At 43.9% G+C, this 24,892-nt stretch carries 21 protein-coding genes and 1 pseudogene; 14 read left to right on the plus strand and 8 right to left on the minus strand.

Going from position 1 to position 24,892, the window contains the following annotated elements; all coding sequences use genetic code 11:
• Positions 1-9 precede the first annotated feature (9 nt).
• From OCV44_RS18770 to dbpA, 8 genes are all read left to right on the plus strand, one after another.
• Positions 10-2,169 carry a type I secretion system permease/ATPase gene (locus OCV44_RS18770; RefSeq protein WP_139685347.1) on the plus strand — a complete coding sequence of 720 codons (2,160 nt, stop codon included), beginning with the start codon at positions 10-12 and terminating at the stop codon, positions 2,167-2,169.
• Positions 2,162-3,487, plus strand: coding sequence for an HlyD family type I secretion periplasmic adaptor subunit (locus OCV44_RS18775; protein ID WP_139685348.1), 1,326 nt, complete (start codon positions 2,162-2,164; stop codon positions 3,485-3,487). Before OCV44_RS18770 ends, OCV44_RS18775 begins: the two co-directional genes overlap by 8 nt.
• A 34-nt stretch (positions 3,488-3,521) precedes the next feature.
• Positions 3,522-4,835 carry a TolC family outer membrane protein gene (locus OCV44_RS18780; protein ID WP_065678872.1) on the plus strand — a complete coding sequence of 438 codons (1,314 nt, stop codon included), beginning with the start codon at positions 3,522-3,524 and terminating at the stop codon, positions 4,833-4,835.
• The gene (locus OCV44_RS18785; protein WP_139685349.1) at positions 4,835-5,473 is read left to right on the plus strand and encodes an OmpA family protein; all 639 of its coding nucleotides are present in this window, start codon (positions 4,835-4,837) and stop codon (positions 5,471-5,473) included. The genes OCV44_RS18780 and OCV44_RS18785 overlap by 1 nt, the downstream gene beginning before the upstream one ends.
• Complete coding sequence (locus OCV44_RS18790) at positions 5,473-6,417, plus strand: PstS family phosphate ABC transporter substrate-binding protein (protein WP_139685350.1); 945 nt, start codon at positions 5,473-5,475, stop codon at positions 6,415-6,417. The genes OCV44_RS18785 and OCV44_RS18790 overlap by 1 nt, the downstream gene beginning before the upstream one ends.
• A gap of 211 nt (positions 6,418-6,628) precedes the next feature.
• Positions 6,629-7,216 carry a hypothetical protein gene (locus OCV44_RS18795; protein WP_139685351.1) on the plus strand — a complete coding sequence of 196 codons (588 nt, stop codon included), beginning with the start codon at positions 6,629-6,631 and terminating at the stop codon, positions 7,214-7,216.
• Between the two features lie 217 nt (positions 7,217-7,433).
• On the plus strand, positions 7,434-8,342 hold the full coding sequence (locus tag OCV44_RS18800) for an aldo/keto reductase (protein WP_139685352.1): 909 nt from the start codon (positions 7,434-7,436) through the stop codon (positions 8,340-8,342).
• Between the two features lie 176 nt (positions 8,343-8,518).
• The gene (gene dbpA, locus OCV44_RS18805) at positions 8,519-9,898 is read left to right on the plus strand and encodes an ATP-dependent RNA helicase DbpA (RefSeq protein ID WP_017074818.1); all 1,380 of its coding nucleotides are present in this window, start codon (positions 8,519-8,521) and stop codon (positions 9,896-9,898) included.
• A 132-nt stretch (positions 9,899-10,030) separates the two neighbouring features.
• On the opposite strand, the gene OCV44_RS18810 is transcribed toward dbpA, so the two are convergent.
• A complete protein-coding gene (locus tag OCV44_RS18810; RefSeq protein ID WP_139685353.1) occupies positions 10,031-10,204 on the minus strand; it encodes an RNA helicase in 174 nt (57 codons plus the stop codon).
• 265 nt (positions 10,205-10,469) lie between these two features.
• On the opposite strand from OCV44_RS18810, the pseudogene OCV44_RS18815 reads away from it, so the two are divergent.
• A pseudogene (locus OCV44_RS18815) lies at positions 10,470-11,292 on the plus strand (DUF6279 family lipoprotein).
• 69 nt (positions 11,293-11,361) lie between these two features.
• Here the strand turns inward: OCV44_RS18815 and OCV44_RS18820 are convergent.
• The 3 genes from OCV44_RS18820 to OCV44_RS18830 all read right to left on the minus strand — a co-directional run bounded on the left by OCV44_RS18820 (position 11,362) and on the right by OCV44_RS18830 (position 13,783).
• A complete protein-coding gene (locus OCV44_RS18820) occupies positions 11,362-11,985 on the minus strand; it encodes a 3'-5' exonuclease (RefSeq protein WP_139685354.1) in 624 nt (207 codons plus the stop codon).
• Positions 11,986-12,069: 84 nt separating this feature from the next.
• Positions 12,070-12,474, minus strand: coding sequence for a PPC domain-containing DNA-binding protein (locus OCV44_RS18825; RefSeq protein ID WP_139685355.1), 405 nt, complete (start codon positions 12,472-12,474; stop codon positions 12,070-12,072).
• Between the two features lie 112 nt (positions 12,475-12,586).
• The gene (locus tag OCV44_RS18830; protein ID WP_017109066.1) at positions 12,587-13,783 is read right to left on the minus strand and encodes a DEAD/DEAH box helicase; all 1,197 of its coding nucleotides are present in this window, start codon (positions 13,781-13,783) and stop codon (positions 12,587-12,589) included.
• Between the two features lie 433 nt (positions 13,784-14,216).
• Between OCV44_RS18830 and bluB the strand changes: the two genes are divergently transcribed.
• The 3 genes from bluB to OCV44_RS18845 all read left to right on the plus strand — a co-directional run bounded on the left by bluB (position 14,217) and on the right by OCV44_RS18845 (position 18,326).
• Positions 14,217-14,873 carry a 5,6-dimethylbenzimidazole synthase gene (bluB, locus tag OCV44_RS18835; protein ID WP_009844776.1) on the plus strand — a complete coding sequence of 219 codons (657 nt, stop codon included), beginning with the start codon at positions 14,217-14,219 and terminating at the stop codon, positions 14,871-14,873.
• 132 nt (positions 14,874-15,005) lie between these two features.
• On the plus strand, positions 15,006-16,661 hold the full coding sequence (locus tag OCV44_RS18840; RefSeq protein ID WP_139685966.1) for an ABC transporter substrate-binding protein: 1,656 nt from the start codon (positions 15,006-15,008) through the stop codon (positions 16,659-16,661).
• Between the two features lie 198 nt (positions 16,662-16,859).
• Positions 16,860-18,326, plus strand: a complete 1,467-nt coding sequence (locus tag OCV44_RS18845) for a hypothetical protein (RefSeq protein ID WP_139685967.1) — start codon at positions 16,860-16,862, stop codon at positions 18,324-18,326.
• Between the two features lie 120 nt (positions 18,327-18,446).
• Here OCV44_RS18845 and OCV44_RS18850 read toward each other — a convergent pair whose 3' ends face one another.
• Complete coding sequence (locus OCV44_RS18850; protein WP_017098685.1) at positions 18,447-20,078, minus strand: NAD(P)/FAD-dependent oxidoreductase; 1,632 nt, start codon at positions 20,076-20,078, stop codon at positions 18,447-18,449.
• A gap of 254 nt (positions 20,079-20,332) precedes the next feature.
• On the opposite strand from OCV44_RS18850, the gene fdxA reads away from it, so the two are divergent.
• The gene (gene fdxA / locus OCV44_RS18855; protein WP_009844780.1) at positions 20,333-20,656 is read left to right on the plus strand and encodes a ferredoxin FdxA; all 324 of its coding nucleotides are present in this window, start codon (positions 20,333-20,335) and stop codon (positions 20,654-20,656) included.
• Positions 20,657-20,753: 97 nt separating this feature from the next.
• On the opposite strand, the gene OCV44_RS18860 is transcribed toward fdxA, so the two are convergent.
• The 3 genes from OCV44_RS18860 to OCV44_RS18870 form a co-directional block, all read right to left on the minus strand.
• Positions 20,754-21,488, minus strand: coding sequence for an RNA methyltransferase (locus OCV44_RS18860; protein WP_139685968.1), 735 nt, complete (start codon positions 21,486-21,488; stop codon positions 20,754-20,756).
• Positions 21,489-21,679: 191 nt separating this feature from the next.
• Positions 21,680-22,672, minus strand: coding sequence for an aldo/keto reductase (locus OCV44_RS18865; RefSeq protein ID WP_246091825.1), 993 nt, complete (start codon positions 22,670-22,672; stop codon positions 21,680-21,682).
• 423 nt (positions 22,673-23,095) lie between these two features.
• Positions 23,096-23,242, minus strand: a complete 147-nt coding sequence (locus OCV44_RS18870) for a hypothetical protein (protein ID WP_170213753.1) — start codon at positions 23,240-23,242, stop codon at positions 23,096-23,098.
• Positions 23,243-23,591: 349 nt separating this feature from the next.
• Between OCV44_RS18870 and pepT the strand changes: the two genes are divergently transcribed.
• A complete protein-coding gene (gene pepT / locus OCV44_RS18875; RefSeq protein ID WP_139685970.1) occupies positions 23,592-24,824 on the plus strand; it encodes a peptidase T in 1,233 nt (410 codons plus the stop codon).
• The last annotated feature ends 68 nt before the right edge of the window (positions 24,825-24,892 follow it).

Here is a 24,892-nt window from a genome sequence, read left to right on the forward strand (position 1 = left end):
AAGTTTAGATTGGTAGAACAAAAAGACAGCTGGCTAGGTTGTGTTGAGTGGCTATGTGAGCATTTTAATGTTCGAAACCATCCTTCTAAAATAGTGTCTGGCCTACCTTTAGATAAAGGAAGGCTCAATGAATCCCTTTTCCCAAGAGCCATTGAGAAATCGGGCTTAACTCTGAGCCACGTAAAAAAAGAATTACTGACTCAATGTCAGTTCCCTGTTGTTGCGGTTAATTCCGCGACAGGGAGTCCCCTTGTTGTAATTCAAGGTTCCGGTGACGATTTTCAAGTATTGGATTGCGAAACCAACTCAAACCAACAAACGTCATTAAAAGAATTGGTTGCTCAAGTCGAATCGTATGTTTGGCAAGTGGGTGCTCAAGCGCTTGATGATGCTCGCGTTCAATCCCATGAACGCAGCGAGAATAAGTCCAACCCCCGTTGGTTGTGGCGTGTCGTCAAAGAAGTAAAACCCTGGTACAGAGACCTGTTTATCGCTTCGTTCTTGATCAACGTACTGGCGTTGGTGGTTCCACTTTTTACCATGAATGTGTACGACCGTGTGGTTCCGAACCAAGCGTTTAATACGCTGTGGGTGTTGGCGGCAGGTGTAGGTATTGTCGTTGTATTTGATTGGGTGTTGAGAAGCTCACGAAGCTCAGTGACTGACATGGCTGGGCGCTATATTGATAACAAGTTGTCATCTCAGCTGTTCTCTAAAGTCCTTGGTATGAAGTTGGAAAATCGACCTCAATCAGTAGGAGCATTTGCCAGACAGCTTCAAGATTTCGATAGCGTTAAAGATTTTTTCACTTCTATTTCTTTGGTTACTTTAGTCGACCTGCCGTTCACCTTGTTATTCCTATTCCTTATCGGCTGGCTCGGTGGCGCGATGATGTTTATCCCTGTCGCGATCATGTTGGTCTTGATTGTGCTGAGCATTGCGATGAAAGGTAAAGTCGAGAAAACATTCGATGAAACCGCACGTTTGTCGACCCAAAGACAAGCACAGCTGTTTGACTGCTTAACAATCCTTCCGGATATCAAGCAAAACAATGCTGAGGGTATTACCCAGAAACGTTGGGAACAGACGATTTCATCGCTCTCTCAATGGCAGACTCAATCTCGTCATTACTCTAATATCGTGACTCATTCCATTCAGTCGAGTCAGCAGATCGTCACCATCACTCTGATCATATTCGGTGTGTATCAGATCTCTGAAGGCTTGCTGAGCATGGGTGGCTTGATAGCGGTGGTGATGTTGAGTGGGCGTGCTGCGAGCTCAGTGAATCAACTTTCTCTTTTAATGTTGAGGTTCCAACAAACACGCTCAGCCGTTGAAGGCCTCAACCAGATCATGGACTTACCACAAGAAGAATCTAAGCACCAAGTGATCGACAAGGGTGATTTTGCTGGTGGAGTCAGATTAGACGAGGTCACGTTTACCTATCCTGATACTCAAAGCCCAGCGTTGAAAGATATTTCTCTTGATATTAAGCCGGGCGAGCGAGTTGGTCTTGTCGGTGCGGCAGGTGCCGGAAAAACCACACTTTTATCGATTGTGGCTCGTCAGTATTTGCCCACAACAGGGCAAGCTTTTTACCAAGAGATCGATGGGCAATTATGGCCAACCAGTGTTTTGCGTAGCGGAATGGGTTGGGTCGGACAAACCACTAATCTTATCTTTGGCAGTGTTTACGACAACGTCACCTTAGGTGCGACTAACGTTGATGAAGAAAAGCTAAGACAAGCGCTGCAACAGTCAGGGCTGAGCGGTTATATGGGGCGCTTGAGTAACGGCTTAGAAACGCCAGTCGGCGAGGGTGGTCGATTGCTTTCAGGAGGCCAACGACAAGCTGTGGCAATCGCAAGGGCGCTTTATCGCTGTCCAAAATTACTGATCATGGATGAGCCTACTAGCGCACTTGATAATCAAGCTGAGATACAGTTCTTCAATGCACTTCAAAGTATGCCAAGAGAAACTTCAATGCTGATCAGCTCACACAAATCTTCATTCTTGATGATGTGTGACCGAGTGGTTGTGTTGGATAAAGGTCAAATCGTAGCTGAGGGTGAGCCAAAAGATATCCTCTCTCTACAGAAGAAAAGTGTACCCAAAGGGGCGAGTCGAATTAAGACGGTTTCAGTGGTGAAGGGAGGCCGTCATGAGTAATGATATTCAATGGACCAACAACCACTTGGCATTCCGTTCTCGTAAGCTGATTTGGCTAAGCGCTCTACTCATTGTCTCGATTATCGGTTGGGCGACGTGGGCAACATTGGAAGAAGTGGTTATCGGCGAGGGCAAAGTCGTTCCTAGCCTTTCTGTACAAACCATTCAGAGTTTAGAGGGCGGCTTGGTTCAAGAGATCATGGTGCGACAAGGTCAATCTGTGGTGAAAGGACAGCCTTTAGCTAAGTTAGAAGATACTCGTTTTAAAGCGGCTTTTTTAGAGTCGGCTCAACAAGCGGATACCTTGCTGGCTCAGCAATTAAGATTGAAAGCGGAGCTGTCGACAGTCGTTTTAAATAATGATGCAAAAGAGTGGTTTGAACGAGTGGTCTTGGTGCCACAAGATATTGTCATCGATGTATCGAGCCATCCGGCATTAATGAACGCCAAAGCCAACTATCGAGAACGTTTAGGTCAGTTGAAATCGGAACTGGAAGAAGCGGCACTTCGCATTGAACAACAAGACCAAGCGCGTGTCGATACGCTCAATAATATTCAGACTTTAGAAAGCAGCCTCGATATCGTTATTCGAGAGCGCAACATGTTGAAAGATGTGGTTGCTAGCGGTGCGGTTGCAGAAGTTGAGCTGCTGAAACTGAACCGTGATGTGGTCAAGCTGAAAGGCGATATTGCCAGCTCAAAAGTGGCGGCTCAGAAACAGATTGCTGCTTACTCAGAATCGATAGCCGATCACCGCAGTATTGCACTCGATTTTCGTGCCAAGGTACAAGGTCAATTGAATGAAGTGGCCAGCAAAATCGCGCAATTGAACGAAAGCCAACAGGCAATTGCCGACCAACTGAAACGAACTCAAATCTTAGCGCCAGTTGACGGAACGGTGAAAGAGATATTCGTTCGTACTATTGGCGGTGTTGTTCGTCCCGGCGAGCCGATTATTGAGATCATTCCATCAAACAGTGATTTGATTGTCGAAGCGAGGATCTCTCCACAAGATATCGCGTTTGTTCACAATGGATTAGGCGCAACCGTTAAATTCACGGCGTATGACTTTGTTATCTATGGTGGCCTAAAAGGCAAAGTCACTTATGTGAGTGCCGATGCCTTACAAACGGAAGACGGTAATGCCTATTATCGCGCCCATATTCAGTTAAACGAAGACCAGCAACAAAACTCTGCCTTTAGCATTATCCCAGGGATGCAAGTCGCGGTTGATATCTTGACCGGAGAAAAAACAGTATTGAGTTATTGGTTAAAACCTATTTTACGAGCTAAGGAAAACTCACTTCGCGAACGATGAAGTGGGTTAAAGCATAAATATAAAAGGAAGTGTAATGCATTCAAAATTCTTACTCTCTTCTTGCTTACTCATGAGCGGGCTGTCTCAAGCAGCCTCATTAGAAGAGTCCGTGGCCTTTGCCATCGACTATAGCCCAGAGATATTGGCGCAATACTCCCGATACCAATCGGTTGTCAGAGACGGAGATGCTGCAAGTGGTTTGTATATGCCACAAGTCAATTTGTACGCGGCGGCAGGCTATGAAGAGACGCGCTATAACAGCGGAAGCAAACTCGATACTGACGACCGTGGGCTAACGCGAACCGAAATTGGCGTTAAAGTTTCCCAGTTACTTTTCGATGGCTTTAAAACGACGTCGAATGTCGACCGATTAACCTTCGAAGCGGAAGCTGAGCGTCTAACTCTGATTTCGCGCGCTGAAAATGTCTCGTTAGATGTGGTGAGAAACTATCTCGATATTCTCAAGGCAGAGACGTTACTTGAACTGTCTAAGCGTAACGTAAAAGAGCACCAAGAGATCTATCAAGATATCCAAGATAAAAAGAGCAAAGGTTTGAGTAGCAATTCGGATCTGGCTCAGATCTCTGCGCGTGTTGCGACGGCGCAATCTTCACTGATCGCAGCTCAAAACAACCTGTTTGATTTACAAACTCAGTACCTTCGCTTAGTCGGCAAGCCAGCTGTGAACTTGGTTTATCCCCGTTTTGATTATGCTCTGTTACCAAGCTCAGCACAGGTCGCGCTTGAACAGGCTGTCGAGAATCACCCTGAAATCCAAGCCTCTTTGCTTGATATTGATGCCGCTCGTAAAGAGATGCGCCGCGAGAAGGGAGACTACTACCCAGAGCTTAAACTCGAGCTTCATGCCAACAAAAATGACAACGTATCTAACCCACCGGGTGGTGTTGATGAAGATGCGCGTATCATGTTAACGATGGATTACGACTTGTTTAATGGCTTCTCTACCGACTCTCGCGTGGAATCATCTGCGTGGCGAGTTGAAGAAGCAAGAGCAATCAGATTAAGAACGGAGCGTGAGGTTAAAGAGGGAACCCAGCTAGCTTGGAACGCCTATAAGATGCTTGAACAACAAAAGTCTCTTCTTCAGCAGAACGTGGATGCAGCAAAAATTGCAGAGCTTGGCTATATTCAACAATTTAATGTTGGCAGACGAAGCTTGCTGGATGTGCTCGATGCAAAAGTGGAAGTGTTCTTGGCTCGAAGAAACTTCATCAGCACTGAATACGATCAAACGTTAGCGGCATACCGCGTATTGAACGCGATGGGCATGTTGACCTACGCATTAAGGGTTGAACACCCAGAAGAATGGCAAGGGGAGAACAAGTAATGAGACATTTTAAACTAGCGCTACTTAGTTCAATCTTGCTGATGGGGTGTGCAGAAACGCCCGACACGACAATGACTCGCCATCAAATTGATGATCTCGCGGATGATGACCGTGACGGTGTGATTAACCAACGAGACCTTTGTGCTGATACGCCAGAAGGTGTGACGGTAGACATTAAAGGCTGTGCAAACTGGAAAATTGTCGAAGACGTTGAAGTCTTAAGCGTGGCATTTGATTTCGATAAATATGTGCTTAAACCAGAGCACACAGCCGTTCTCAACGAATTAGTGCGTTTGCTTGGTGAACAGCCAGATGCATCAGTGACTTTAGTGGGTGATACGAGTTCAGAAGGTACCAACGTTTATAACAAAGCACTGGCCAAGAAAAGGACTGGCGTGATTCGAGACGCTCTGATTGACAGAGGCATCGATGGGGCGCGAATCTTCGAACAAGAATTTACTCAGATAACCAGCTTAACTCAGCACCTTCACAAGCGTAAGCGTAGAACCATTGCAGTGTTAAAAACAGAGAGCATGGAAGTGAATCCATCTTGGAATATCTTTACCTCAGAGATGCAACTCGACAGCAATAGTGATGTTGAATCTAAGACATCGATTGATTCAGTAGGAGGCCAGTAATGAAACGTCTATCTAATAAATCGAGCTTACTGCTTGCTGCTGTACCTGCGTTTTTTTCTGTATCAACGTTGGCGAATGACGCCAGTGATATTGGTTTGGTCGCAATTGAGCCGAATATGCAGGGCCTTGTTGAAGACTTGCTTAAGAGCCAAGAGATTGACTTAGAAATCTTGTTGAGTGACAGTGTCCCAGAGCAGATGATCATGCAACGTTCACGTGTTGGTATTACTTCTAAAAAGTGGACTGACAAAGAGATGGCTAGGTTCGACATGCGCTACGGCTACAGACCGACTGAGCTAATGTTTACCGCTGACGTGATTGCGATTCTAGCGAACGAGAATAACCCAGCCACATCCATCAGCGTTGCTGAACTTATCGATGTGTTTGGTTGTTCTAGCGATCCTAAACATCCTAAATGGACACCAAGCAGTGACACTCGTGACGGAGAAAGCCTAGACACACACATGTTGCCTTTCGCTATCGACCACAATCTGCAAGGCCATACCACGTTTTCAAGTTGGGTCGAATGTGGAGCTGACGGGGAATATGCGAATACTCAATTCTTAGCGGATCTGCCGGATCTGATTAACAAGATAGAAGACGAAGATGCCGCCATTGGTTACACGGTTTACTCCGACCAAATCTCGGATGTGAAATGGTTAAGTGTGGTCGACAACCTAGGTGTGAATTACGACCTAAACAAAGAAACGATTCTCTCTGGTCGTTACCCATTGGCAACGGTTTACTATATGTACCTGAATATTCCAGCACATCGCAAAGGCTTTACAGAACAAGAGAAGTTCTTTGTGGGGCTTACTCTGTCTGAAGAGCATCAAGCCGTGTTGAACCAATACGGTTTTATCAGCTTGCCACCGGAAGCTATTCAACGTAACAAAGTTAGATTGTCGCTTGAAGAGCCTGCAATAGAAGGTGGTTATAAATAATTGGTGCGCTATGCTGTATGTGGATCGTCGGAACGGTATTGTTAGTTCTGTAATGGTTCTCAACGTGACGGATTACGTTATTTGGCGATAGAATTTATCTAACGGGCATGTATGCCCGTTTTTTTTCGCCTAAAATTTGTGGCTTGAGCGGTTGTTTGTTGATTGGTCACGTATAATACACGCTCCATACCGCGTGAAATAAGCACAATTAATGAGAACTCTTCCTGGCTTAATCCTACCTTTGTTATTGGCTCTGAGTACCTTTTCATTTTCTGCGCAAGCGAGTGAAAGCTGGTGGTTGCGAACGGTATTTAATAGCAGCCCAACTCAACCGAGTTCCCAAGACTATATTAACGATATCGATCTCATGGATTGTGGCGAAATCGAAGGCACTCTATTGTGCAGTGACCTCTCTCAATATTACGATTTGGATGTTTATGTTGAACTGGAGCTGGGTGACTCAAGCATTGAAGTGGTTCGCTTGAACCTGCCATATTCGAACCTAAGTTACACAAAGCTTCAGGCGTACCTTCGCCAAGATGGCTTTGCGCTCAGCTCCATTCGTATTGGAGAGGATGAGTTCGATGTGGTCGCTCAACTTGAGCAAGCGAACCGTGAGGGCGTTGGTTTTGATGAGGTAGATAAGCAGCTCATAGAATTTATCAATGCGCCACACCATTCATCCGATCAAGTGAGTTTATGGAACGTTCCTAACTCATCGTCTGCTAGTTCGTCTTCTCCTTGGGTTCAGTTACGTAGTGATGGCGACAACTTAACGGTTGAACTAAACCGTCTTTAATTGCTCAAATTTATAGATAGTTTCGTAATTCATTAGAGTCAACAAGCCTTTTGGGAGAGCGACTCATGGGCAGACAGCAAGCTATTATTTATTTAAGTGTTCGTTTTTCTGTGGCTCTCACATTTTTAGTAAGCGTTTACCTTTGCCATTTGTTATACGTTGAGCCTTCGGTAAAACGAGCTTAGGATACGTTCAGTATTGATAAAGGAGACAACCCATGGTTGCAAGAGTAACGACAGCGCCACAAGGCCCAGAACTTTCTGAGTTGGTGCAAGGATACTGGCGTACAGCAGAATGGGGTATGACCCCGAAACAACGCCTGACTTTCCTTAAGCAGCACATTGATCTTGGCATCACAACTGTTGATCACGCGGATATTTACGGTAACTACCAATGTGAAAAGTTGTTTGGTGAAGCATTAGCGCTTGAGCCAAGCCTTCGTGATGATATCCAAATCGTCACCAAGTGCGACATCAACTTGTGTGGTGACCACACTCCTGATCGCAAGATCAATCACTATGACACCAGCGCGCACCATATTTACCAATCAGTAAATAATTCTCTAGAGCGCTTGGGTGTAACCGAACTGGATGTATTACTGATTCACCGTCCAGATGTACTGATGGATGCAGATGAAGTAGCAGAAGCGTTCGCTGAACTGCATAAAGTCGGCAAAGTTAAGCACTTCGGTGTCTCTAACTTTTCACCACGTCAGTTCGACTTACTGCAATCTCGACTCGGTAAGCCACTGGTGACTAACCAAGTTGAAATCAATCCGCTGAACTTCGAAGTTGCCCATGATGGTACCTTAGATCAACTGCAGATGAACCGTATTCGTCCAATGGCGTGGTCTTGTCTTGGTGGTGGTAGCATCTTCAGTGGCGATTCAGCGCAAGCGATTCGCGTTCGTGATGAGCTAGAAGCAATTCGCCAAGAAGTGGGTGCAGACAGCATTGACCAAGTAATTTACGCTTGGGTTCGTCGTTTACCGTCTAACCCAATTGCGATTATTGGCTCAGGAAAGATTGAACGTGTCAAGACTGCCGTTGATGCACTGAAAATCGAACTGACTCGTGAGCAGTGGTACCGCGTATGGGTTGAATCTAAAGGCCACGGTGTGCCATAGAGACCTTTGGGGTCTGGCATTTATCCACAGACTTAGATGTTTCAACGTAAAAAACCAGCACCCCAGCTGGTTTTTTTGTATTCGCCTAACATGTTGCTCCAAAACTGTGATTAAGGTGGAATAATTTTCAAAAACACTCATAATGCACTCTGTTTTTCACCAGTTGGATATTTCCATTGAGCACTTCAAAATTCTCTTCAATCGCCCTTAAGCCAGAGCTTCTAAATACGTTAGATTCTCTTGGTTATACTGAAATGACGCCTATTCAAGCGTTAAGTCTTCCTATTATTCTGGATGGCAAGGATGTTATCGGTCAGGGTAAAACGGGTTCAGGTAAAACAGCAGCCTTTGGTTTAGGCGTGCTGCAAAACCTACGCGTTAAGCGTTTTCGTGTTCAATCTTTAGTGTTATGTCCGACTCGTGAGCTTGCAGACCAAGTAGCAAAAGAGATCCGTACTCTTGCTCGTGGCATTCACAATATTAAAGTGCTGACACTATGTGGCGGTATGCCAATGGGCCCACAAATTGGTTCATTAGAGCATGGCGCACACATTCTTGTGGGCACTCCTGGTCGTATCCTGGACCACCTAGAGAGAGAGCGTATTGACCTGTCTGAGTTGAACACACTTGTGTTAGATGAAGCCGATCGCATGCTGGAAATGGGTTTCCAAGATGCACTAGATGCTGTTATTGAAGCAGCACCAAAAGATCGTCAAACGTTATTGTTCAGTGCAACTTTCCCTAAACAGATCAAATCTGTTGCAGACCGCATCATGAATAACCCTGAAATGGTGAAGGTTGAATCAACGCACGATCACTCAAGTATCCAACAACACTTTTATAAGGTTGAAGGTACTGAAGCTCGTGATGACGCACTAGAGCTAATGCTTCTTCATCATCAACCAGAGTCAGCGGTTGTGTTCTGTAATACTAAGAAAGAAGTGCAGAACGTAAATGATGAGCTAAGCCACCGTGGTTTCAGTGTTATCGAGCTTCATGGCGACATGGAACAGCGTGAACGTGACCAAGCTTTGGTTCAGTTTTCGAATAAAACCATCTCTATCTTGGTTGCAACCGATGTTGCCGCTCGTGGTCTTGATGTTGATAACCTAGATGCTGTGTTCAACTTTGAGTTGTCTCGCGATCCTGAGGTTCACGTACACCGCATCGGTCGTACTGGTCGAGCAGGAAGCAAAGGCGTAGCTATCAGTTTCTTTAGCGAAAAAGAGATGCACCGTGTTGCTCAAATTGATGAGTACATGGATATGCCAATCGAACCGTCTCAGTTGCCAGCTAAACCAATCGCTAAGCCGTACTACTCAAACATGGTAACCATCCAGATTGATGGTGGTAAGAAAGCGAAACTTCGCGCAGGTGATATTTTAGGTGCGTTGACTGGCCAAGGTGGCATTGATGGTAAATCAGTAGGTAAGATCAACTTGTTCGCGATGCGTGCTTACGTTGCTGTAGAAAGATCAATGGCTAAGAAAGCATTAGGTAAAATCGAATCAGGTAAAATGAAGGGTCGTCAATTCCGCGCCCGAATTCTGAAATAATTCGAGAATGTATCCCTTTACTGCAAGTGTCACTCTAATGGCAATGCAGTAAAGGGTGTTCCACAATTGGTTATTATCTTAACTTAATTAGTTATTACCTAAGCGTATTCACCCAAGCTACTAACCATAGATCTATTCATCCGGTCTGATCGAATAAAGATCATTGATATGTTTTCCTTCGCTAAGATACCAAGCCATCGCTTCCTGTCGATTATTAGCAAATATCGCAATTGTGATTATTTTCCCATCTTCAAAATAGCAAAGTTCATATTCTAACTCGCTTGTATGATGAGGAATTGCGGACATAGCTTGCCTCCCAAATACTAATCATTTGAAGTTATGCAAAACATATACCGTTTTATATGTGTTGTGTTGCTTTTTTAATGATTAATAAGAAATGAATAACATCACCACAGCTAATTAATTTTATTTTAAGCATTTGCCGAAACAGCCTATTTAGCAAGGCAAAGTCCCAATTTATCTGAAAGTTTTACGAGAACCTGATTTTGTAGCTAGTGTTATAAGAACGTTTAGAGATTCGTCGTTCAGTAAAATGTTGTGAGAGGGTGTAATGAGAAAGTGTCGTTGGTTAGTCTTATTAAGCTGTTTTCTATTCTCAGGCTGTGGGACCAAGTTCGCTTATAACAATATTAGTTGGTTTGCCGTTAGCTATATTGAAGACTTTGTAACTCTCTCCAATGGTCAGGAATCGGAGCTCGAAGAGCGACTCGACTTATTGCAGCAATGGCATAAAGAAACTCAACTACCTCTGTATATATTGCAATTAGAAGTGATCTTAAACACAGACCGTTCTGATATGAGTTCTGCAAAGTGACCAAATTAAAGATCATATTCGCTCAATCGTTAATAAGTTCTCTCCCGATATTTACGCGTTAAGCATGCAGCTTAATCCTGAACAAGATAACGAATTTTTAAAGAACTTTAGAGAAAAGCAGCAAGAGTATTACCAAGAAAGATTGTCATTGAATGATAAAGACTCGAGAGAGCGATATCGAAGTCGAATAGAAGATAGGCTAGAGCGGTGGTTAGGGGCGGTATCGGAAGAGCAAAAACAGATTCTTTCGGATTGGTCCCAAGAGTGGGTAAATACCAATGATAGCTGGCGTCAATATCAAAATAATACTTATCAAGATTTATCGACACTGATGGAAAAGAAAAGCGACTTACGCATCGCTCAGCCAATTATCATGAATTTGCTTCTGAACAATGAAGCTTATTACCCTGAAGGACTTGAGTCTGAGCTTAACAAGAACATGGAAACGTCAGCCATTTTTCTAGTCGATATTGTAGAAAGCAGTACTAATAAGCAGTGGGCTTATTTCATGAGTGAATTAGCAAGCCTTAAAGGAACGTTTGAATCACTGCAGGAGTAGAGTAGCTATTTAAGGCTAGTGGCTGTTTGCTACTAGCCTTCTGACAAACTCAAAGCCGAACGCAGAGAGTTAGCCTCTGTTACTCATTAGCAGTTTTGGAATAGAGGCTTTAGCTGTCTTGGATATTTTTTGCATCAGTTGAAAGCTCGGCTGTTGAATACCGTGATCATGTTGCAGTTCATCAATCATCAATAACCATAACCGTGCTGTCATTTCTGAATCGGCTAACGCTCTGTGGAAAGTACCGTCGTTGTCGATATTCTTAAAGCGCACAAGGTCGCCTAGCTTGTGAGTCGGCGCATCTTGGATGAGACGGCGAGCAATCAACATTGAGCAAGCAAACTTACCCGTATAGTCTCGGCCAATAAAGTCTAATTCTGCATCGAGAAAGCGTTTATCAAACGACGCATTGTGAGCAACAAGTTGGCTGCCTTGGATAAAGTCTGCAAACTCATCCATCACTTCGCTGCAACTGGCTGCTGTGCTTAACATGCGGTTATTGATTCCTGTATAGCTTTCAATGAACCCGCTAACACGAAATCCTGGGTTCATGAGTTGCTGGAAGGTGTCGACGACTTCGCCGTTAACGAGTTTAACCGCACCGATTTCAATCGCTCGGTCACCCATGTTTGGTGATAAGCCTGTGGTTTCGAAATCGAGAACGATAACGGAGTCTGCGGAGTTTGGAGCCATCGTGTTTCCTAATACTATTTGGTTGTATCGCTTTATATGGGGCGCTTAGTGTTGCTATGGGGCGATCTATTGCGTGGTGTTGTTCTATTGCGTGTTGCTGCTGATCGTGAGCTCAGTGTAACCCGTCGAATCGTCATGCTCTCTGTTAAAGGTCAAGGTATCGTAGCGGTGAACAATCAATTCAGCCGTGGTCGCGATAATCGTCCCTTCAAGTAAGTGCCCACCAATCACATCGCCATTTTCATCAGCAACGGATATATGAACGTGCTGGTGGTTAGGCGTTAGCGTTGCCATCACTGATACGATTTCGAATGGAGCTGTGATTAGCTTGGTGTTGTTCGCATTAGCTAAACGAATATTGAGTTGAGAGACACAACCGACGCACGACGCGATAGAACCTGCCGAGATGTTGTGTGTGGTCACTAACCTTTGGATCTCAAGCTTTAGGTCTTGGCCGCGGGTTAATCTCGTTGCGATAGGAGTGATCATCTTATTGCCTCAACTTTATATGTATTTCTAAGAGCAAAACGAAGCCACATGGGCTTCGTTTTATTTTCATTTTGGCTAACGCGACTTTTTCATTTTCTATAGCTGAAATTACTTAGTCTTGTTGCTGTTCTCTTTTCTTCTTAGGCACGAAGTTCAATACTGAAATTGGTACTTCTTTGCGTGGCTCGAAACCTTCAACAACGCGACGCTCAATCAAGTGACCAAGACGTTTTTCAATGATACACAGGTTCTTGAAGTTATCTTTCGATAGGAAAGAGATCGCTTCACCAGATGCATCAGCACGGCCTGTACGGCCAATACGGTGAACATAGTCGTCCGCTGGGAATGGGATGTCGTAGTTCACTACGCGGCTTAGGTTATCAATATCGATACCACGAGCAGCAACACCTGTTGCAACTAGATATTTCAGACGACCTTTTTTGAAATCAGCCAGAATCTTTTCACGAATCGCTTGGCTACGTCCACTGTGGAAAGCTTCCGCTTCGATACCACGCTTTTCAAGTTGAGCAACCAACTTAGCCGCGCCGTGCTTAGTCTCGATAAAGATAAGCGCTTGGTCCCACTCGCCGTCAGTGATCATGTGGCTTAAAAGTGCAGATTTGCGGTCTTTATCTACAGTAACTAGCCATTGTTCGATGTTCGCTTTAGAAGCGTCAGTTTTGGCAATTGAAATCTCTTCTGCTTCACTGATTGCGCTTTTCGCTAGCGCTCGAACTGGCGTTGATAGCGTTGCTGAGAACAACAGGTTTTGAATGTTTTGTGGCAAACGCGCGATGATCTTGTTGATGTCTTCGATGAAACCCATGTCTAGCATGCGGTCTGCTTCATCAAGAACCAATACTTCAACTTCATCAAAGTGAACGGCACGTTGTCCGTACATGTCGATCAAGCGACCTGGAGTTGCAACCAGAATATCAACACCTTCAATCAAACGGTCTTTCTGGTGTTGGTAAGACACGCCACCGTACATCGCTAGTGATGTTAGGTTTAGGAATTTTGCGTACTTAGTAATGTTCTGTTCAACCTGAATCGCAAGCTCACGAGTTGGTGTCAGAATAACAGCACGAATACGTTTTTTACGTTGTGTTTCACCTTTACTTAGCATTTCTAAGATAGGGAGAACAAAGCTCGCAGTTTTACCTGTACCTGTTTGTGCAGCAGCAATTAGGTTCTTACCAGAAAGCACAATCGGAATTGCTTTTTCTTGAATCGAAGTTGGCTTTTCATAGCCTTGTTTTGCAACGGCTTTAACAATAGGTGAGCTTAATCCAAGCTTGGAAAATGGCATAAGTTTCTCGGTATGATTTGGCTAAATAGCGATGGAAAGGTTCAACAATCTTATACAAGGATAAGATTAATGGCGGCATTCTACCATGTTGCTTGTGTACTACTAGGGCATGTTGATCTTTCGAGCTGATTTTTGCAACGAGTTGCTGGGTATTTATACAAGGCAGAGGCTTTGATGTGTAGCTAGCCTACATGAGAAGCCGATAACGTAGTAGAAATGACCAGCAAACGCTGCCCGAAGGGTTCGGCTAAAAGCGTTTTACTCTTTGTTGAGGGAGATTTGCTTAGAATGACTAGGCTACTTCTCCCTCGCCGCGATTAAAACGCTTTTATCTCGAACAAAATTTAACCACGAAATGTCAACACGCCCTAGTAACATAGACACTTTAGTTGGATAATACTGACTCAATAAGACGACGATAAGACAGGGATGTATGGAAATTACGCCGAATGAACGCGATGCAGTATATAAAACGATTTTTTCTCGCCGAGATGTTCGTGGTCAGTTTCTTCCTGATGAGATCCCGGAAGACGTTTTGATGCGTGTGCTAACCGCAGCGCACCATGCTCCTAGTGTTGGTTTTATGCAGCCTTGGGATTTTGTTGTTGTCCGTGATATCGAAACTAAGCAACAAATTAAAGCGGGCTTCAATCAAGCGCATGCTGAATCGGCAGAAATGTTTACCGATGAAAAGCAAGCAATGTACAAGCGTCTAAAGCTTGAAGGCATTGTTGAATCGCCTATCGGTATCTGCGTCACTTGCGACCGTAATCGAACCGGAAAAGTTGTGTTAGGTAGAACCATCAAACAAGAGATGGATCTATACAGCACCGTGTGTGCAGTTCAAAACCTGTGGCTAGCAGCAAGAGCCGAAAACCTAGGATTAGGTTGGGTGAGTATTCTTCACGACTCAACACTGCGAGACGCATTAGATATCCCAGAAAACATCGATATCGTGGCGTATCTGTGTATTGGTTACGTTGACCACTTCAAAGATAAGCCCGAACTTGAAACCATGGGCTGGCTACCAAGAAGAGACGTCAATTCAGCGATTCATGAAGGGAAGTGGAGCCCTAGTAAAACGGAGTGATTAAAGGCTTTTTTATCTAATTTATTGATATTTAAAGCCAAAACTTGTGATAGATATTTCAGTGTAAAGTTGAATTTATAAATTCATACTGATATTAATGACATTTGACATACAGCTCTAGTCTGGAATTCAATGAACGACGCTAACTTACGTAGACTTCAACAACTTATTGCAAAGTATGAAATAGGTGAAGAGTATCATCTAACGATCGATGATCTCGAACACTCGCTATCGACTTCTCGCAGAAACACTTCGATCATTCTTAAATGCTTATCGGAATATCGCTGGATTTGTTGGATTCCGTCTAAAGGAAGAGGGAAGCTTAGCCAATTTAGAATTTTGGTCAGCTTTCCCGAAGCATTAGAACAAGTGTTAGCGCTTCAGTTAGAACAGGGGGGCTTTAATGTTATTCCCCGTCTTCTAGAAAGCTATGGTGATGCGGCAATAAAGGCACTGACGCTAGCGACTGAAAAACATAGTCTGTTCAATCAACAACATGACCATTTACTGATCACTCAATATCCGTGGGTCGATAACCTTGAGCCAGCAAAAACATACCGAACTGCTGAACATCACATCTTAAGAAGCCTCTACAATACGCTACTAGTCCAAGATCATGATGGAAATCCCCAAGCGAGCCTCGCGCACCATTGGAAGATGGAAGGGCGCTTTCTGCATTTTTGGTTGAGACCGAATGTGTTATTCCATGACGGTGAAACTTTAACAGCCAAAGATGTTGCTCAATGTTTGTTGCAGCTAAAAAATATTGAAGGTCCGGTACAGTCTTTATTTGATCAGGTCAGTGATGTTCAAGTGGTGGGTGATAAACAACTGACTATTGAGCTGACATACGCAAACCCAATGTTTCTCTATGCTTTGACTAGTCCACACGCGTCTATTTATCGTCGCAAGCGTATTTATTTTTCGAGTGGCCGCAGTGCCTATATCGGAACAGGACCTTTCTCATTGGATGATTGGAGCGAAGAGTGTTTGGTTCTTAAACGTCACCGAGGTTACTTTGCTCAAAATGCCTTGTTAGAACAGGTAACGCTCACCGACATCGAAGGCTTAAATGATCACACCCTGAGTTTCAATAAATCGGGTGTTGCGGAAGAAACCACTATTAATGCTCTTTCGTACCTTGCGGTTAATCGTAGAGAAAACTCAGGCATAACCCCTGAAGAACTCGACAGGCTGGTATCGTTTATCAAGTCCAGCAGTAAAGAGTTTGATGCTGATATGGTGACGGATGACTTGTCTTTTTCACCTAGCGAATTAACGCGCAGTAATCTCATTCCTGTTTTGACGGGGGCAGTTGTATTAACGCGACCTAAAATGACGATTCCTTTGCTTCAAGATATGGCGGACTGGCTCCTTCAAACGATTGTAAAGACTGGCGTGACGGTTGAAATCGTTGAGCTTCCTAATATTAGTGATCCTAGCTCAATGAGTGAGTTGGCAGACTTGTTATTTATTGAAGAAATTATCGAACAGCCAGCCGATTATGGTCTTTACGATTGGTTACTTGCTTCCTCTGGACTTAGATTTATTTTCAACAATTATGAGATGAAGGCGCATTGCGAGAGAGTTAGAGTTGCTGTGAGTGGCGAGAACCCAATGAGCGACTTGAAAGAGATTGAAGATTCGCTTTATCAACAGAAGTTACTTTGTCCGTTATTTCACGGTAAAGAGAAGGTTTTTAATAGTGTTGAGGTTCATGGCGTAGAGATTAACCAAACCGGTTATAGTGATTTTTATAAGCTTTGGATAGCTTCGAGCGAGAAGTAATTAGTCCATTTTTACCCCATTTCCCCTATCTTTTAGTTTCTGTTCAAAATGAAAACATGCACGAATCGGCTAGCACCCTTTCATGTTTCTTTTGAATATCAATCGCTATTATGACTGGTCATGACTATCACAGTCATTCTCGGTCATCCCCCCAATGGCAACCCTACTTATTAATGTATTTTATTAGGATCGAATTAAATGAAACTTAAGCTTATTTCTATCGCACTTATAGCTGGTGGTCTTGCTGCTTGTGGCGGGGGAGGAGGCGGTGGTAGCAGCAGTACAAGTGCTCCCGCTCCTCAAACAAAAACCTTACAAGGTGTTGCCATTGACGGGTATATTTCCGGTGCGACCGCGTTTCTAGACATCAATTATAATGGTGTATTGGATGAGGGAGAGCCAAGTAGTATCACGGACGATGAAGGCAGTTATCAATTGTCTTTAACTGGTTCTAACTCTGACTGTATGGACTATGCCCCAATTGTAGTGAATGTTCCGGTCGGTGCTATTGATGCGGATAGCCCTAATTCGCCGATTACTGAACCTTATCAATTAGTCTTCCCACCAGTAATGACAGTGAGTTCTGATCAAGAAATTAAATCTACTACGCCACTTACTACCGTTTTATGGAATCAGATCCAAGCCGACCTATATAAAGGTGGTTTAAACAGTTGTTCCGCTTTGAAGCAAGCTGTAAACACTCAAAATAGCATTATCCAAAATGTGAAGGAACATGATTTCCGAATTGCGAATCGATATAACATTGCAGTGAAAGACTTGTATGGCGACTTCGTCAAAGCCCAAAACACTGAGCTTTATGAATTAGCGCAGAAAATGATGCCAGCCATTAAAAAGTCGTATCAAGAGACTAAAGATATTCAAAAAGAAAACCCCAAAGCTCAGCAAGCCTATGTTGATTATTACTGGGAGCATTGGGATTATTCTAAAAAGAACGAAATTAATAAGTGGTATAAAGTTAAAACAGTGATGACTGCTGACAAGCTGATTGTTATTGAATATGAAGTGTCAGCTGATCTACAAACAGAACTAGAATTAAATAAGCACATTGAGCGTAATAGCCAGAAGAAAAATGGTTTGGAATATGACAAGGAAGCTTGGTTTTCATTGAGCAGTGATGGAACGCAGCACTCGTGTTCAGTTCAGGAAACAATTAAACAACAGGTGCAACCCAATTCACTAACCACCTTTGGTGTAAAGAATAGTGGTTGGTCTCAACAGCCTGATTGGGAAAGCTGTTCCACTCAAAATGTGGGTAATGGATTTAGCCAAACTTTAACGTCAGATGTTGTTGGTGATTATAAAGACCAGTTTACTCAAACTCAGGTGAAGTACCATTATGGTTCAAATGCTCCTTACCCTGAGTGGGTCAATTTAAGTGATACTTTATCTAATATCTCACGAAGCGACTTTGATGTATTAAACTATCTATCAGTTGATTTCAATGAGAACACTTCTCACGGTTCAGATAGCTGGACTCGTCATAAATATGCGCAAATTGAAAATACACCGTTTGATTATACTCAGACGATAACGTCTAAATATTCCCAAGGGAACTGGACTAGAGGTTATTACTACCAGAATGGAACAAGTCTGTTTGAGTGTTCAAATGATGGTGTTAACTGGTCAAAAGACACTTGTAAGTAAAGCCCGTCGATACCGAGTAAATCTAGATAATCCGTATGCAATAAAAAAATCCAGTGTCTACAAGGCACTGGATTTTTAGTTTTGGCTGACCGTTATTTAGCTTTGGTTTATCGAAAGAGTCTAAGCGATCTCAATCTTCTCAGCTTGGTTCTGTTCTACCATAGACAGTGCTAGCGCTTCTGCAGCTTTAATACCGTCGATACCAGCAGATAGGATACCACCCGCGTAGCCTGCGCCTTCACCAGCAGGGAAGAAGCCCTTAAGGTTGATGCTTTGGTAGTCTTTGCCACGTTTGATGCATACAGGAGAAGACGTACGAGTCTCAACACCAGTTAGTAGGCCGTCTGGCGTAGAGAAACCTTTGATCTTCTTCTCGAACGCTGGGATTGCTTCACGAATCGCTTCGATAGCAAAATCAGGCAGCGCTTTTGAAATATCAGTTAGGTGGATACCTGGCGTGAATGATGGTTTTACTTCACCGATTTCACTTGGATCGCGACCTTTCAGGAAGTCACCGATTTTCTGTGCAGGGGCGTCGTAGTTCTCGCCACCTAGAACATAAGCGGCACTTTCTAATTCACGTTGTAAACGGATACCTGCTAGTGCGTCACCTGGGTAATCACGCTCTGGGTCGATACCCACAACGATGGCACTGTTTGCGTTACGTTCTGCACGAGAGTATTGGCTCATGCCGTTGGTTACTACGCGACCTTCTTCAGAAGTCGCGGCAACCACAGTACCACCCGGGCACATACAGAAGCTGTATACAGTGCGGCCATTCTTACAGTGGTGTACTAATTTGTAGTCCGCTGCACCTAAGATAGGATTACCTGCGTTTTTACCGAAGCGAGCTTCATCGATCATCGCTTGCTTATGTTCGATACGGAAACCAACAGAGAAAGGCTTAGCTTCCATGTAAACGCCACGTTCGTGCAGCATTTCAAACGTATCACGAGCACTATGGCCAACAGCCAGTACAACGTGGCGAGATTTGATCTCTTCACCGTTAGAAAGCGTCAAACCAGTGATTTGACCGTCTTCCATGTGAACGTCATCAACGCGAGTGCTGAATCGGATTTCGCCACCTAGCTCAATGATAGAAGCACGCATCTTCTCGATCATGGTAACCAGTTTAAAGGTACCGATGTGCGGCTTACTTACGTATAGGATTTCTTCAGGTGCACCTGCAGCAACGAATTCTTCGATTACTTTGCGGCCGTAGTGCTTTGGATCTTTAACTTGGCTGTAAAGCTTACCGTCTGAGAATGTACCTGCGCCGCCTTCACCAAACTGTACGTTTGATTCAGTGTTCAGTGTACGCTTACGCCAGAAACCAAAGGTATCTTTCGTACGTTCACGAACTTCTTTACCACGCTCAACGATGATTGGATTGAAGCCCATTTGAGCAAGCACTAGGCCTGCGAACAAACCACAAGGGCCAAAACCGATAACGACAGGGCGCTCAGTTTGGTTCTCAACCGCTTTAGCCACGAATTTGTACTCCATGTCAGGAGTCACTTTTACGTGCGGGTCGCTAATGAACTGCTCTAACAACTCAGCTTCGTTTTCAACTAGAACATCAAGCGTGTAGATAAGTAAGATTTTTGATTTCTTACGAGCATCGTAGCCACGTTTAAAGATATTAAAAGAAAGTACCTGATCAGAATTAATGCCAAGCTTTGCTTCAATAGCGTCTTGAATGGCTGATTCTTCGTGGTCTAGAGGGAGTTTAATTTCGGTTAAACGTATCATTTCGATGTCTCGTCTTTATAGGTGTCTTAGCTAGACCGCTTCTAAACGCAGAGTTTGATGAAAACGCTGATGTTGAAAGAAGCGATAAGCTCACAATGGCGCGCATTTTACGAGAAATTGATTTATCTGTCATACTAATTTGGAAACATGGAGCAAATAGACACGATATTAGAGCCGTATGATGTTGAATTTTGCCTTGGGATGAGTATTATCCTCCATTCTTAAATTTTGACTAACTTATAGAGCAGAGCATCATGGCATTTGTCGTAGGCGATAACTGTATTCAATGTAAATACACAGACTGTGTGGCGGTTTGCCCCGCAGATGCGTTCCATGAAGGCCCGAATTTCATGGTAATCAACCCAATCGAATGCATTGATTGTGGTTTGTGTGTACCTGAATGCGACGCTCAAGCGATCTTCCAAGAAGATGATCTGCCAGAAGATCAAAAGATCTTTATTGAAGTGAATGCCGAACTTGCTGAGATTTGGCCAGTGCAAACTGAAGTTAAAGCACCGATGGATGAAGCTGAAAAGTGGAATGGTGTCGCTGATAAGTTGGCAATGCTAGAAAAGTAATTGTTGAAAAGAACTCAAATAAAAAGGCGTACTGATTTAATCAATACGCCTTTTTTAATATCTGAGCACTGTCGACTGGCTCGTTAGCTTATGAGATCTAGCTATGCTGACGACGCATGTTGTCGAGAATAATACCTGTCGCCATTGCTACATTCAGAGACTCTGCGCCACCGAATGCTGGAATCGTAATCTTATCAGTCACATATTTAGCCGCATGTTCACGAATGCCGTGAGATTCGCTACCCATCAGCAAAATGCCGTTAGCAGTAAATTCCGTCTTATGAACACTTTCACCTTCTAAGAACGCTCCGTAAACAGGCAGGTTCGCTTGCTCTAAGTATTCAGGTAAGTCTGTTTGGCTTACGTGTACTCGGCCAAAGCTGCCCATGGTCGCGCTGATCGTTTTCGGGCTGTATGGATCTGCACAATCGCTGCTCGCAACGATATGCTTAATGCCATACCAGTCTGCGACGCGAATAATCGTACCTAGGTTGCCCGGATCAGACACTCCATCAAGCGCAATCATCAATCCTGTTGCTTCTGGTAGTTCAAATGTTGGGATCTCAACAACTGCAATCGCTGCGTTGTTACTCACCAAAGTACTTGCTTTGGTTAGGTCATCCAGCGAGGCTTCAACACAATCAAACTCAAACAGTGACGCGTGATTTTCAGATAAAAAATCAGCCGTAGCAAAGACGTTCTTTACGACTAAGTCACTATTGAACAGCTCAAGTACGTTTTTTTCACCTTGAACTAGAAACAGGCCGTGGGCTTTACGTTGTTTCTTTTGGCCCAAAGCACGAAGGAGTTTTAATTGGTTTTTTGAAATCATGTTTTTATCCTAGATATAAGCCCGCGCATTATAGAGCAAAGGTTGGATAACCAAAAGCGTGATAACTCAATGCGATCCACTAAAAAGCAAAAGCAACCCACTTAAAAAAGAAAAGCGCACTAAATAGCGCGCTCTTATGTGATTTACTCATCTAACATTAAGCTGAACCCAAGATTAGCTGACCTGTATGATTAATATGGGGCAGGGTAGCGCTTAAACACTGTGTTGATATCGGTAAGGATCTCTTCTGACAGTGGTTTGCTGAATGCTGCCACGTTCTCTTTCAGTTGTTCCATGGTGGTTGCGCCAATAATAGTGGAGGTGACACCATCAACTTGGTTACACCACGCTAATGCTAGTTGGCTCGGTGTAAATCCGTGAGCGTTCGCAACTTCGACATATCCTTTTACGGCTTCATTAGCCGACTCAGTGTCGCGGAAAATGCCTTTGCGTTGCATGTAAGTCCAGCGGCTGCCTTCTGGTCTTGCGCCATCGATGTACTTTCCACTTAACATGCCTGCAGCTAAAGGTGACCATGGCAGATAAGCGACATCTTCATGCACACAGTTCTCAATCAAATATGGCCAATCTTTTGCGTGCAGCAAGCTAAATTCATTCTGAATAGAGACCATTCGCGGTAAATCATGCTTTTCGCTCAGTTTGAGATAGGTGTTAATACCCCAAGTGGTGTCATCAGACAAACCCACATGACGGATTTTCCCTGCTTTAATGCAGCTCGTTAGTGCTTGAAGGATCTCTAACATCTCCGCTTCATGCTGCTTTCGGTCGATGTCACTGAATCGAATATGATTCGGGAAATGCTTGCCAAAGTGAGGCGTCGTTCGGTTTGGCCAATGCAGTTGGTAAAGGTCGATATAGTCTGTTTGTAGACGTATTAATGATGCGTCAACTGCTGCAATTACGGCTTCACCTGTTATAGGGCCTCCATCTCGAACCCAAGGAAGCCCGGGCCCTGCAATTTTACTCGCTATGATCAGTTCTTGGCGGCGTTGCGGATTGCGAGACAACCAGTTGCCGATGATCGCTTCTGTTTTGCCATAGGTATCAGGTGAAGGTGGCACTGCGTACATTTCTGCCGTATCAATAAAGTTGATACCTTGGCTTAGCGAGTATTCGATCTGTTGGTCGGCTTGTTGTTGCGTATTCTGCAGCCCCCAAGTCATGCTACCAAGACAGATGCGGGAAACGGGAATTTGACTACTTCCTAGCTTTGAATATTCCATTGAATTCGGGATTCCTGTGGTTAAGTTCTCTGGTACTCGCATAAAAGTATTTGAAAAGAGGGCGAGTGAGGAATGAAAACGAATATGAATTATTAGCACAAAATGACACGACAAGGTATGGCTGGGGAAAGTTTAGTGGGTGATTTCTCTGCGTAGCGAATTAGCTAACGGTATATTCGAAACATTATAGAGAGGCTGCCTGAGGGGCACAAAGCGTGAATAGGTTCGACGCTTGAATGGGTTCGACGCTTGAATAGGACGCCACAGAAATAGAGAAGAAAAGCGCTGAAGGAAAAAAGCTCTACATCAGAGAGAAGTAGAGCCTTTAATAGGGGTTCATAATATTGCTAGGTATTCATTGAGTTACGAGGTCGCGTTGGTATCAAACCCGCCTTGGGTTTGCGCGAGCCTTAGAGCTTCCTGCCTTTGAACTTCTTTCTCAGTTAATACTGGTTGAAACGTTTCCTCAGAGGCTTGAGGAGAGAAAATGAAATACTTATTAATCGTCATAACTGTGTCTCCGTGTAACGTATGACAGATTCTGCATCAAGGATAAATTGTGATCATCATCCACTTTGTACTTTTTTTAGGCTGAGAGCGAAGGGCGTAGAATGCGTACAAAGCGATCGCTTATCATCCGTATGCAATATTGAACTGACGAAACCCTCTGTTTTCAAGTATAGGAAGCACATCTAATTTCGCACAATAATGATTTAGAGCAATTACATACATGGTCAGGGGCGTAAGATGAAAAGCCTCGCGACTGACTCTGCGTACGTATTAACTTAACAATGCCTCGCTTATCTACATGAAGAACAAAGTCAGTAAATCAATTATTTAATCCATGGTGAGATGAATTATGGAAAAGCTTGTAGAACGTTTTCTGAATTACGTTACTTTTGATACCAAATCCGATCCTTCTAATCAGCATTGCCCAAGTTCACCGGGTCAAATTACGTTTGCTGAAGCCTTAAAGTTAGAATTGATCGCATTAGACTTAGTTGATGTTTCTTTAGATGAAAATGGCTATTTGATGGCGAAACTGCCGTCGAATGTTGATTATCCAGTGCCTGCTATTGGCTTTGTGGCGCATATGGATACCGCTCCTGACGCATCAGGCGCGAACGTGAAACCTCAAGTAATTAAAGATTATCAAGGTGGAACGATTGAATTGGGTACAAGTGGCGAATGCTTAAATCCTAGCCAATATCCAGATCTTGATGCTTTGCATGGCCATGACCTCATCACTACCGATGGCACAACTCTGCTTGGTGCCGATAACAAAGCGGGCATCGCTGAAATCATCAGTGCGATTGCTTACCTGAAAGCGAATCCAGACATCAAACACGGCGACATTTGTATTGGCTTCACACCGGATGAAGAGATTGGCCGCGGTGCGAACCTGTTTGACGTTGAAAAATTTGGCGCCGAGTGGGCGTACACCATCGATGGTGGTCCAGTAGGGGAGTTGGAATTTGAGAACTTTAATGCCACGAGCGCTGATGTTATCTGTCATGGCGTGAACGTTCACCCGGGTACCGCAAAAGGTAAAATGGTGAACTCAATGAACATCGCGGCGCAATTCCAATTGATGATGCCAGCGCAAGAGACACCTGAGTGCACAGAAGGTTATGAAGGTTTTTATCATTTGAAATCGGCTGAAATGGGTGTCGCACGTTCTGAACTGGGTTACATCATCCGTGATTTTGAACGTGAGGGTGCAGAAGCGCGTAAGACATTCATGCAACAGAAAGTGGACGAACTGAATGAGCGCCTAGAGAAAGGCCGCGTTGAGTTGGTGCTAACCGATAGCTACTTCAATATGAAAGAGATGGTTGAACCGCATCAACATATTATCGAGTTGGCCAAGCAAGCGATGATTGAGTGCGATGTAGAGCCAATGATCAAGCCGATCCGAGGCGGTACAGATGGCGCTCGCTTATCTTTCATGGGGCTACCATGTCCGAATATCTTTACTGGTGGCTACAACTTCCACGGTATTCATGAGTTCATTACGATTCAAGGTATGGAGCAAGCGGTAAAAGTGATTGTTGAGCTGTCTCAACGTACTGCAACTCACTACCAAAAATAGCGAACTCCAACGCGATATCTCTTTGTATTTTTGAGAGTATTCAATAATACTCTCTTTAAGCATAAGGG

This window comes from Vibrio tasmaniensis, from assembly GCF_024347635.1.
Taxonomy (GTDB): Bacteria; Pseudomonadota; Gammaproteobacteria; order Enterobacterales; family Vibrionaceae; genus Vibrio; species Vibrio tasmaniensis.

What these genes read in the sequence shown, in the direction of transcription:
- OCV44_RS18775 (WP_139685348.1), top strand. Translation starts at nt 2,162, where the DNA reads ATGAGTAATGATATTCAATGGACCAACAACCACTTGGCATTCCGTTCT.
- OCV44_RS18780 (WP_065678872.1), top strand. Translation starts at nt 3,522, where the DNA reads ATGCATTCAAAATTCTTACTCTCTTCTTGCTTACTCATGAGCGGGCTG.
- OCV44_RS18785 (WP_139685349.1), top strand. Translation starts at nt 4,835, where the DNA reads ATGAGACATTTTAAACTAGCGCTACTTAGTTCAATCTTGCTGATGGGG.
- OCV44_RS18790 (WP_139685350.1), top strand. Translation starts at nt 5,473, where the DNA reads ATGAAACGTCTATCTAATAAATCGAGCTTACTGCTTGCTGCTGTACCT.
- OCV44_RS18795 (WP_139685351.1), top strand. Translation starts at nt 6,629, where the DNA reads ATGAGAACTCTTCCTGGCTTAATCCTACCTTTGTTATTGGCTCTGAGT.
- OCV44_RS18800 (WP_139685352.1), top strand. Translation starts at nt 7,434, where the DNA reads ATGGTTGCAAGAGTAACGACAGCGCCACAAGGCCCAGAACTTTCTGAG.
- OCV44_RS18810 (WP_139685353.1), bottom strand. Translation starts at nt 10,204, where the DNA reads ATGTCCGCAATTCCTCATCATACAAGCGAGTTAGAATATGAACTTTGC.
- OCV44_RS18820 (WP_139685354.1), bottom strand. Translation starts at nt 11,985, where the DNA reads ATGGCTCCAAACTCCGCAGACTCCGTTATCGTTCTCGATTTCGAAACC.
- OCV44_RS18825 (WP_139685355.1), bottom strand. Translation starts at nt 12,474, where the DNA reads ATGATCACTCCTATCGCAACGAGATTAACCCGCGGCCAAGACCTAAAG.
- OCV44_RS18830 (WP_017109066.1), bottom strand. Translation starts at nt 13,783, where the DNA reads ATGCCATTTTCCAAGCTTGGATTAAGCTCACCTATTGTTAAAGCCGTT.
- bluB (WP_009844776.1), top strand. Translation starts at nt 14,217, where the DNA reads ATGGAAATTACGCCGAATGAACGCGATGCAGTATATAAAACGATTTTT.
- OCV44_RS18840 (WP_139685966.1), top strand. Translation starts at nt 15,006, where the DNA reads ATGAACGACGCTAACTTACGTAGACTTCAACAACTTATTGCAAAGTAT.
- OCV44_RS18845 (WP_139685967.1), top strand. Translation starts at nt 16,860, where the DNA reads ATGAAACTTAAGCTTATTTCTATCGCACTTATAGCTGGTGGTCTTGCT.
- OCV44_RS18850 (WP_017098685.1), bottom strand. Translation starts at nt 20,078, where the DNA reads ATGATACGTTTAACCGAAATTAAACTCCCTCTAGACCACGAAGAATCA.
- fdxA (WP_009844780.1), top strand. Translation starts at nt 20,333, where the DNA reads ATGGCATTTGTCGTAGGCGATAACTGTATTCAATGTAAATACACAGAC.
- OCV44_RS18860 (WP_139685968.1), bottom strand. Translation starts at nt 21,488, where the DNA reads ATGATTTCAAAAAACCAATTAAAACTCCTTCGTGCTTTGGGCCAAAAG.
- OCV44_RS18865 (WP_246091825.1), bottom strand. Translation starts at nt 22,672, where the DNA reads ATGACTTGGGGGCTGCAGAATACGCAACAACAAGCCGACCAACAGATC.
- OCV44_RS18870 (WP_170213753.1), bottom strand. Translation starts at nt 23,242, where the DNA reads ATGACGATTAATAAGTATTTCATTTTCTCTCCTCAAGCCTCTGAGGAA.
- pepT (WP_139685970.1), top strand. Translation starts at nt 23,592, where the DNA reads ATGGAAAAGCTTGTAGAACGTTTTCTGAATTACGTTACTTTTGATACC.